Raw genomic sequence first — 9,299 nt, 5'->3', positions numbered from 1 at the left:
CCCCGTCCTGCTCGCGCGGAGCGGGAGGCGGAGACGCAGCCGGCCGCTGTCGACTACACCTCGGGCATGCCAAGAACACGTGAGCCGGCCTGTGAGGTCTGTGGGCGGCCGATGAACGACTGGGCGGACCTCCGGACGATGTACCGGAGCGTAGGAGGGGCGTCCATGGCGCCTGTGCTGAGGATCTGCTTCCTGGGCAGTTGCCCGGACGTGGCGCGACGGCGCGGCTACGAGTGACAGATGCAGCCGGGCCCAACGCGTCGCAAGGTGCTCCACGACGTGTCGCCTTGTGCCGACACTGATCGGGTCCGGCTTGTCCGTACGATCCGGCCATGGTGGTGAGGAAGCGCGGGTACCTCGGCATCACGGACCTCCCGACGCGGTCGGAGCGTCCCGGTCTTGGGAGATCTCCCAGTAGTACGTGCAGGACTCCCCCCTCGCGCACCAGACGACAGGCCCCTGGAGCTCCGGCTCCGGGGGCCTGTCGCACACCCGGGCACGTCGCCGCCGGCCGCGCGTCGGAGACTTCGGATCACCTGGCGACCCGAAGTCTCCGAAGGTCGGACGGTCGTGGCGGCGGGGTTTCACGTGAGGGAGTCACTCCTCGCGGATCGTGAAGCATTCCTTGCGCCGGGCGAACGGAACGCTCCGTGGTCCACGCGAGCCGCGCGACGAGTGCTGCGCTCCAGGTGCGCCGCGGCGCTCAGGGCTGCGGCGGGTCGTCGTCGACCGGGGGCTTCTGGTGGACGAGGCCGCCGATCGCGGCGATGAGGTCGGCCAGCGAGCCCTCGAAGCCGGGCTCGAGCTCGGCGGCGGCGCGCACGCCCTCGATGCCGTAGGCGGCGTGCGCCTCGAACGTCGCGGTGATGCGCCGGATGGCGGCGAGGCTGCCGAGCCGGACGTGGATGGACTCCGCCTCGCGCGCCCAGCGGACGAGGTGCTCGAGGTCGGGGTCGGCGGCGTGCAGCCCGAGCCAGCGGCCGGCGGGGTCGTCGACGCCGTCGAGCGACGGATCCATGATCACGACCATCTGATCGGCCCCGTGGCGTCGAGATGAGGGACCCGCCCCGGAGTTCGCCCGCTCGGCGCAGCGCCGGGCGTGGCCAGCGCCGAGACGGCCCGTCCGGCGAAGGGTTCCTACCGCTATCCGGTAGGAACCCTTCGTCCTGCCGCGTGCGAGGCGAGCACCTTCATCGACCGACAGCCGCCAGGACGAGCGCGCGGACGTCGTCGGCCGGGAGCTCCCGGTCGGGCGGGAAGAGGACCGTGACCTTGCCCGCCTTGAGCTCAGGGTGACGCGCGTGGAACGCGGCCACCGGCGCCGCGACCGTCGTCGCGATGCTGACGCCGGCCTTGCCCACCGACAGGGACACGCGGCCGCCGTCGGTCACGTAGGCGGGCATCTTGTACGACAGCACGACGCGTGCGTCGGGCAGGGTCTCGAGCACGAGCGCGTGGAGCCGGTCGAAGAGCTCGCGGAAGGGCTCGGGCACCGCGGCGATGTACTCGAGGGCGTCGGAAGAGATCTCGACGGGGCTGGTCATGATCACGCTCCTTCGGCGATGTGGCGTGTGGCGATCCGGCGATCCGGTGATGTGCGGATGGACCGCCGTCGGTGCCCGGAGTGATCGGGTCGCGCTCCCGTCGCACCGTCCGGCGCGTCAGCCGACGGCGAGCACCAGCGGGTGCACCGCGGCCGCGCCCGCCTCGCGGAGCAGGCGCGCCGCGACCGTGAGCGTCCAGCCGCTGTCCGTGCGGTCGTCGACGAGCAGCACCGAGCGCCCGGGCAGGCCGGCCGCCGTCGCGGGCGGCAGGTCGAGCCCGAGCCGCCGCCAGACGCCGGCCAGCCGGGTCGCGGAGTTCACGTCGTGCCGGCCCGGCGGCATCCCGACGCGCGGCGCCACCCGCCCGACCACCGGCACGCCGAGGTGCCGCGCCGCGCCCGCGGCCAGGTGCTCCACCAGCCGCGGCCGAGTGGCCGACGCCACCGCCACCACGCCGTCCACCGACGGCCGCCACGCCTCGAGCACCGCGAGCACCGGGCCGCGCAGGTCGGCGGGCAGCTCGCCGTCGGCCGCCTCGCCGTCCGGCCCGGGGGCGAAGAGCGCGCGCAGCGACTGCCCCCAGCCGATGCCGTCCAGCCGGGCCACCGCGCGTCCGGCCTCGGCCTGGAGCTCGGGCGGGATCCGACCGGACACGTCCACGCCCAGCGTCGCCATGCCGGTCGGCCACTGGCGCCGGGGGACCACCTCGACGCCGGGCACGCGGGTCGCCGCCCGCGCCGCCTCGACCGCCGACCCCGCGGGCGCGACGTCGGGGAACGCGGCGCCGCAGCCGTCGCACCGTCCGCACGTCCAGCCGTCGTCGAGCTCCGGGTCGTCGAGCTGGGCGCGGAGGAACGCCATCCGGCAGCCGTCGTGCGCCGCGTACGCGAGCATCGCGCGCTGCTCGGCCTCGCGGGTCGCCGCGACGCGGGCATAGCGCTCGCCGTCGTACGACCAGGGCTCGCCCGTGGATGCCCAGCCGCCGCGCACCCGCCGGACGGCGCCGTCGACGTCGAGCACCTTGAGCATCGCCTCGAGGCGGGAGCGCCGCAGGTCTACCCGCGACTCCAGCGCCGGCGTCGAGAGCACGCCACCGTCCTCGCCGAGCACGTCGAGCGTCGCCCGCACCGCCGCCTCGTCGGGGAACGCCTGGTCCGCGAACCACGACCACACCGCGCCGTCGTCGGTCCCGGGCAGCAGGAAGACGTCCGCGCGCGCGGTGGCGCGGCCCGCGCGTCCGACCTGCTGGTAGTACGCGATGGGCGACGGCGGCGCGCCCACGTGCACGACGAAACCGAGGTCCGGCTTGTCGAACCCCATGCCCAGCGCCGACGTCGCGACCAGCGCCTTCACGCGGTTCGCGAGCAGGTCCGCCTCGCCCTCGAGCCGCTCGGCCGGGTCGGTCTGGCCGGTGTACGCGCGCACCTCGAGCCCGGCCTTGCGCAGCGCGGCCGCCACCTGCTCCGCCTGCGCGACCGTCAGGCAGTAGACGATCCCGGAGCCGGTCAGCCGCGGCAGGTTCTCCGTCAGCCACGCGACCTGGCCCGCGTGGTCGGTCTTCGGCCGCACGGCCAGGTGCAGCGACTCCCGGTCCAGGGCCCCACGCAGCACGACGACGTCGCGGCTCGCCCCGTGCTCGAGCTGCTCGGCGACGTCGGCGGTCACCCGGGCGTTCGCCGTCGCCGTCGTCGCGAGCACCGGGGTCCCCGTCGGCAGGTCCGCGAGCAGGTGGCGGATGCGGCGGTAGTCGGGCCGGAAGTCGTGGCCCCAGTCCGAGACGCAGTGCGCCTCGTCCACCACGAGCAGCCCGGCGTCGGCGGCGAGGTGGGGGAGCACCCGGTCACGGAAGTCGGGGTTGTTCAGCCGCTCCGGCGAGACGAGCAGCACGTCGACCTCGCCGGCGGACACGCGAGCGTGGATCTCGTCCCACTCGGTCGTGTTCGCCGAGTTGATGGTCTCCGCGACGATGCCCGCCCGGCGCGCGGCGTCCACCTGGTTGCGCATGAGCGACAGCAGCGGCGACACGATGACGGTCGGCCCGGCCCCGGTCTCGCGCAGCAGCGCCGTCGCCACGAAGTACACGGCCGACTTGCCCCACCCGGTCCGCTGCACGACGAGCGCCCGCGCCCGGTCCGCGACCAGCGCCCGGATCGCCGTCCACTGGTCCTCGCGCAGCCGCGCGTCGGGCGACCCGACGAGCGCCGCGAGCACCGCCTGCGCGCGAGCGTGCAGCGCGCCGTCGTCGGCGGGCGCGGGTGGGGTGGGGGAACCGGCAGGGGACGTCACGGGCCCCAGTCTCCCGGCGCCCTCGGACACCGGCGACCGGCCGTCCACACCCGGCGCCTGCGGGTCAGACGGCGTCGCGCGCGATCGGGCACGTCATGCAGTGGCCGCCGCCGCGGCCCCGGCCCAGCTCCGCGCCGCGGATCTCGATGACCTCCACGCCCGCCTCGCGCAGGTTGCGGTTGGTGGTCGTGTTCCGGTCGTAGGTGAACACCACGCCGGGCTCGAGCGCGACCGCGTTGTTGCCGCTGTCCCACTGCTGGCGCTCGGTCTCGTCGCTGTCGCCGCCCGTGCCCACGACGCGCAGCCGGTCCAGCCCGAGCGCCCCGGCCACGACGTCGAGGAACGGCCGCCCGCCCTCGTCGGTCACGTCGATCCGGGCGCCGCCCGTGCCGGGTCGCAGCGTGAACGGCCGGATCCGATCGACGATGCGCGGGTACACGGTCACCAGGTCGCGGTCGGCGAACGTCAGCACGGTGTCCAGGTGCATCGCGGACCGCAGCCGCGGCATGCCGGCGACCACCACGCGCTCGGCCGCGCCCTGGGCGAACAGCGCGGCCGCGAGCTGCGTGATGCCCTGCCGCGACGTGCGCTCGCTCATCCCCACCAGCACGGTCCCGTTGCCCACGGGCATGACGTCGCCGCCCTCCACCGTGGCCTGGCCCCAGTCGCGCTCGGGGTCGCCCCACCAGACGGTGGTCCCCGAGAACCGCGGGTGGAACCGGTAGACCGCCTTCATCAGCAGCGTCTCGTCCTTGCGCGCCGCGTAGGAGAGCGGGGCGAGCACGACGCCGTCGTACAGCCAGGCGGTCGTGTCGCGCGTGTAGAGGAGGTTCGGCAGGGGCGGCAGCACGTAGGTGCGCGACGCCGGCGACCACTCCGCCAGCGCGGTGTGCGGGCCGCGCAGCTCGGCGGGCAGGTCCTCGACCGCGAGGCCGCCGACGAGGTGCTCGGCCACCCGTCGCAGCGGCAGCGACTCGAGGTACGCCCGCGCCGGGTCCATGAGCGTCAGGCCGGACGTGTTGGGCGTGACCGTCCGGTCCAGCACCCAGTCGCGCGCGCCGGGCACCGCGAGGGTCTCGGTGAGCAGGTCGTGGAGCTCGAGCACCTCGACCCCGCGTCGCCGCAGCTCGGCGACGAACGCCCGGTGATCCGCCTGCGCGGCCTCGACCCACAGGACGTCGTCGAACAGCAGGTCGGCCGAGTTGCTCGGGGTGAGGCGGCGGTGCGCCAGGCCCGGCTCGCAGACCAGCACCGTCCGCAGCCGGCCGACCTCCGAGTGCACGCCGTGCTTGTGGGTGGTCGTGATCTCGGCCTCCTCGCGTCGAGCCGTCCCCCCGGTCCCGCCCCACGTTATTGCCGGTGACGCCCGAGGGCGCGCGAGTAGGCTCTCGCGCTTGTGAGCCGCCTGGTCGAAGCCCTGCTCCCGGCCCGTCTGGGCACCGGGTTCCGGTGGCTCCTCGGCTCCTCCTGGGTGACCAACCTGGGCGACGGCATCGTGCTCGCGGCAGGGCCGCTGCTGGTGGCCTCGATGACCGACGACGCGCGGCTGGTCGCCCTGGGCGCGACGCTGCAGTGGCTGCCGCCGCTGCTCTTCGGCCTGCTGGCGGGCGCGCTGTCCGACCGGCTGGACCGGCGGCGACTCGTCATCGTCATGAACCTCGTGCGGGCGGTGGTGCTGGCCGTGCTCGCGGCGCTCATCGTCACGGACCAGGCGACCATCGCCGTCGTGCTCGGGGCGCTGTTCCTCCTGGGTACGAGCGAGGTCTTCGCCGACAACACCGCCTCCACGCTGATGCCGATGCTCGTGCACCGCGACGACCTCGCGATCGCGAACTCCCGGCTGCAGGCCGGGTTCATCACGGTGAACCAGCTCGCGGGACCGCCCCTCGGTGCCGCGCTGTTCGCGGCGGGCGCCGCGCTGCCGTTCGCCTCGGAGGCCGTGCTGGTCGTCGCCGGCGCGGTGCTCGTCTCGCGGCTCCGGCTTCCTGTTCACGCCGAGCAGCGCGCGGAGACGCACATCGGCCGCGACATCGCCGAAGGGCTGCGCTTCTCGCTGCGGCACCCGGCGGTGCGGACGCTGATCCTGACGATCTTCACGTTCAACATCACGTTCGGCGCCGCGTGGTCCGTGCTCGTGCTTTACGCGACGCGTCGCCTGGGCATGGGCGAGGTCGGGTTCGGCCTGCTCACCACCGTGAGCGCCGCCGGCGGCCTGGTCGCCACGCTGGCGTACGGCTGGATCACGCGGCACGTGACGCTCGCGGACCTCATGCGGATCGGCCTGATCATCGAGACGCTCACGCACGTCGCGCTCGCGCTGACGACGGTGCCCTGGGTCGCGATGGCGATCATGTTCGTCTTCGGTGCGCACGCGTTCGTCTGGGGCACGACGTCGATGACCGTCCGCCAGCGCGCCGTGCCGCTGCGCCTGCAGGGCCGCGTGAACTCGGTGAACCTCATCGGGTCGTTCGGCGGGCTCGTGCTGGGCTCGGTGGTCGGCGGGTCGCTGGCGCAGCAGTGGGGCGTGACGGCGCCGTTCTGGTTCGCGGCCGCGGGGTCGGCGGTGTTCGTCGTCGCCATCTGGCGTCAGCTGCGGCACATCGCCGTCGCGGACGCCTCGCCGGTCGTCGACGAGGGCTGACGCCCGGCCCGCGTGCCGGAGCGCCGGCCCGACGCGCCGACGGTTCAGCGCCGGCGGCCCACCACCCAGGCCGTCATCCCCAGCCCGGCCGCCGTCCACAGCCCCAGCACCAGGAACGGGGTGCCGACGTCGGGCACCACGCCCTCGGTCAGCCCTGCCCGGATGAGCTGCGCCATCGGGTAGAACGGCAGCACCTCGTGGGTCCGCATGAGCCAGGTCGGCAGGTTCGACGCCGGGTAGACGATCGGCGTGAACAGCAGCACGAGGAACACCGTGGCGTTGGTGATGAGGTTGATGACCAACGGGTTCCCCACGAGCAGCGCCAGCCCGTAGCCGACCGCCACCGCCATCAGCGTGGACAGCAGCACCGCCGGCACGAGCACGGGCGACAGGTGCAGCGTCACCCCGTAGCGCCACGCACCCACGGCCAGCGCGAGCACCGTCCCCGGCACTGCCAGCAGCGCGTTGACGGAGAACGACGCCGCCACGGCCGCCGACCGCGGCACGGGCATCGACCAGATCACGTCGAAGGTGCCCGACAGCCGCTGCGTCGCCACGTTCGCCGGGACGAGGACGAAGCCCATCGGGACCAGGGCGAGCGTCGGGACGCCCGTCGTGATGAGCAGCGCCGTCGTCGGGTCGATCTGCGGGTAGAAGAACCCGTACATGATCGCCATGCCGACGCCCATCATGATCTGCACGATCAGCGTGAGCCCGGCGTACGGCCGGATGGTCGCCCACTCGAAGCGGACCATGCCGGCGAAGCCGTGGAACCAGCCGGCCGCGCGTCCGCGGCGGATCGTCGGCACGGCGGGCGACAGGCCCGTCAGCAGGTCGGTACCCCTCAGGTCGATCGCGCTCATCGCCGCTTCCCCAGCTCTCGGATGGCGGCCGCACCGGCGGCCAGGGCCCAGACGGTCAGGACCAGGTAGGCGCGCCCGACGTCGGCCGTGACCAGGCCGTCCGTCAGGGAGTCGCGCACCACCGTGGCCATGTGCGTGAGCGGGAGCCACTCGTTGACGCTCACCAGCCAGTCCGGCATCTGCTGGGCCGGGAACACGATCGGCGCGAAGCCCATCATCGCGAACACGAGCACCTGCGTGACCAGCTGCGTGATCTTGGGGTCGACGATCGCGTAGGCCAGCGCGTAGCCGACCATCGTCCCCGCGAAGACGACGAGCGGCACCGCGAGCACGACGACGGGGCGGATCGCGAAGTCGACCTCGGGGTACCGCAGGTGCGCCACCACGAGCGTCGCCACGAACGGCGGCAGCCCGCCGATGAGGTTCACCGTGTACCAGGCGGCGGCGGACGCCGTCGTCGGCACCGGCAGCGAGGCCATGAAGTCGTAGCCGCCGCTGGCCTTCATGTCGGCCACGAGCTGCGGGCCGAGCAGCATCCCGAGCAGGACGAGGTTGAGGACGGGCGCGCCGGTCGAGACGTAGGCGGCGGCGAGCGGCGGCACGTCGGCGAAGAACAGCCCGACGCCCAGCACGTACCCGACCCCGACGAGCGCCTGCACCATCGCGAGCAGCGCCAGCCACAGCCGCATGCTCGACAGGTGCCAGCGCACCATCGCGCGGTAGCCGGCCAGCCAGGCCGCCGGGCCCGAGCGCAGCGCGGTGGGCGGAGCGATGCCGGGCGTGCCGCCCAGGCCCGCGACGGTCGCGGTGACCGCCCCGGTCGTGGTCGTCACGGCTCAGCCCTCCGCGTCGTCGGAGACGTGGCCGGTCAGGCGGACGTAGGCGTCCTCGAGCGTCGAGGCCGCCAGCGCGTACTCCTCGGCGGCGCCGGCGTCGACCAGGCCCTGCGCCCAGGCGATGCTCGCGCCTGTGTCGGCCTCGGCGACGGTCCCGACGAGGTTGTTGCCCACGCGCACAGGCGAGCGGTACCAGGCGGGCGCGTCCGGCGTCGGGCTGCCGGGCGTGAGCATCACCTGAAGGCGCATGCGGCCGCGGTCCTCGGCCTTGAGCGAGCTCGGCGTGCCCTCGGCGACGATCCGGCCGTCCATGACCACCGCGAGGCGGTCCACGGCCTTCTCCGCCTCCAGCACGTTGTGCGTGACGAGCAGGACGGCGCAGCCCAGGTCGCTCAGCGCCCGCACCTGCTGCCAGAGCAGGCGGCGGCGCAGCGGGTCGACGTCGTTGGTCGGCTCGTCGAGGATGACCAGCCGGCCGGGGACGACCGTCGCCATCGCGAACCCGACCAGGCGCTTCACGCCACCGGAGAGCTTCGCGCCGATGTCGCCCCGCCACTCGCCGATGTCGAGCGCGTCGACGAGCTCGTCCGCGCGGGCACGGACGGCCGCGCGCTCGCCGCCGCGGATCCGGCCGGTGAGCTCGATCGCCTCGGTGACCTTGAAGGAGTCGATGGGCATCTGCGCCTGCGGCAGGTAGGAGCAGAGCTGCCGCGCGATCTCGGGGTGCTCCACGATGTCGTAGGGCCCGACGTGCAGGGTGCCCGACGTCGGCGCGAGCAGGCCGATGACCTGCTTGACCAGGGTCGACTTGCCGGCGCCGTTCGGCCCGAGCAGCCCGTAGACCTCGCCGGGCTCGATGCGCAGCGTCAGGCCGTCGTTCGCCCGCTTGCCGCCCTTGTAGACCTTGGTGACGTCCTGGGCCCGGAACGCCCAGTCGGTGGTGGTGGCGACCGGCGTCGGTCGCGTGGACGTGGGCACGGGTGTCTCCGCTCGGAATCGAGATATAACGCGTCTGCGACGGACACGTTATATCGCGTCTCGCTGATCCCGCAACCACCTTCTGCCGGCAGCAGACGCGCGCGCCCGGCCCGGCCCGAGTGGAACGAAACGGGAGCACGTTGTTCCACTC

8 protein-coding genes are annotated in these 9,299 nt (G+C 73.9%); 1 reads left to right on the top strand and 7 read right to left on the bottom strand.

The window, feature by feature from the left end; translation table 11 throughout:
* Positions 1 to 703: 703 nt before the first annotated feature.
* The 4 genes from AFE02nite_RS17195 to AFE02nite_RS17180 form a co-directional block, all read right to left on the bottom strand.
* Entirely contained in the window at positions 704 to 1,018 is a 315-nt protein-coding gene (locus tag AFE02nite_RS17195; RefSeq protein WP_146820114.1) for a hypothetical protein, read from the bottom strand.
* Between the two features lie 172 nt (positions 1,019 to 1,190).
* Positions 1,191 to 1,544, bottom strand: coding sequence for an iron chaperone (locus tag AFE02nite_RS17190; protein ID WP_052114132.1), 354 nt, complete (start codon positions 1,542 to 1,544; stop codon positions 1,191 to 1,193).
* A gap of 117 nt (positions 1,545 to 1,661) precedes the next feature.
* Positions 1,662 to 3,830, bottom strand: a complete 2,169-nt coding sequence (locus AFE02nite_RS17185; protein ID WP_222594436.1) for a RecQ family ATP-dependent DNA helicase — start codon at positions 3,828 to 3,830, stop codon at positions 1,662 to 1,664.
* 64 nt (positions 3,831 to 3,894) lie between these two features.
* Positions 3,895 to 5,112, bottom strand: coding sequence for an arginine deiminase (locus AFE02nite_RS17180; protein WP_407643110.1), 1,218 nt, complete (start codon positions 5,110 to 5,112; stop codon positions 3,895 to 3,897).
* Between the two features lie 114 nt (positions 5,113 to 5,226).
* Between AFE02nite_RS17180 and AFE02nite_RS17175 the strand changes: the two genes are divergently transcribed.
* Positions 5,227 to 6,471, top strand: coding sequence for an MFS transporter (locus AFE02nite_RS17175; protein WP_034247905.1), 1,245 nt, complete (start codon positions 5,227 to 5,229; stop codon positions 6,469 to 6,471).
* A gap of 44 nt (positions 6,472 to 6,515) precedes the next feature.
* Here the strand turns inward: AFE02nite_RS17175 and AFE02nite_RS17170 are convergent, their stop codons facing one another.
* From AFE02nite_RS17170 to AFE02nite_RS17160, 3 genes are read right to left on the bottom strand one after another with little or no spacing between them, the layout of a single operon-like run.
* Positions 6,516 to 7,334: an ABC transporter permease gene (locus tag AFE02nite_RS17170; RefSeq protein ID WP_052113935.1), complete on the bottom strand. Its 819-nt coding sequence runs from the start codon at positions 7,332 to 7,334 to the stop codon at positions 6,516 to 6,518.
* On the bottom strand, positions 7,331 to 8,167 hold the full coding sequence (locus AFE02nite_RS17165) for an ABC transporter permease (RefSeq protein WP_052113934.1): 837 nt from the start codon (positions 8,165 to 8,167) through the stop codon (positions 7,331 to 7,333). Before AFE02nite_RS17165 ends, AFE02nite_RS17170 begins: the two co-directional genes overlap by 4 nt.
* A 3-nt stretch (positions 8,168 to 8,170) precedes the next feature.
* Positions 8,171 to 9,148, bottom strand: a complete 978-nt coding sequence (locus AFE02nite_RS17160) for an ABC transporter ATP-binding protein (RefSeq protein ID WP_146820112.1) — start codon at positions 9,146 to 9,148, stop codon at positions 8,171 to 8,173.
* Positions 9,149 to 9,299: the final 151 nt, after the last annotated feature.

Source organism: Actinotalea fermentans (genome assembly GCF_007991475.1).
GTDB lineage: Bacteria > Actinomycetota > Actinomycetes > Actinomycetales > Cellulomonadaceae > Actinotalea > Actinotalea fermentans.
This window is presented reverse-complemented; position numbering and strand designations above follow the sequence as displayed.

Excerpts from the sequence above, each read along its gene's own strand:
- AFE02nite_RS17195 (WP_146820114.1), bottom strand. The coding sequence starts at position 1,018 with ATGGATCCGTCGCTCGACGGCGTCGACGACCCCGCCGGCCGCTGGCTC.
- AFE02nite_RS17170 (WP_052113935.1), bottom strand. The coding sequence starts at position 7,334 with ATGAGCGCGATCGACCTGAGGGGTACCGACCTGCTGACGGGCCTGTCG.
- AFE02nite_RS17190 (WP_052114132.1), bottom strand. The coding sequence starts at position 1,544 with ATGACCAGCCCCGTCGAGATCTCTTCCGACGCCCTCGAGTACATCGCC.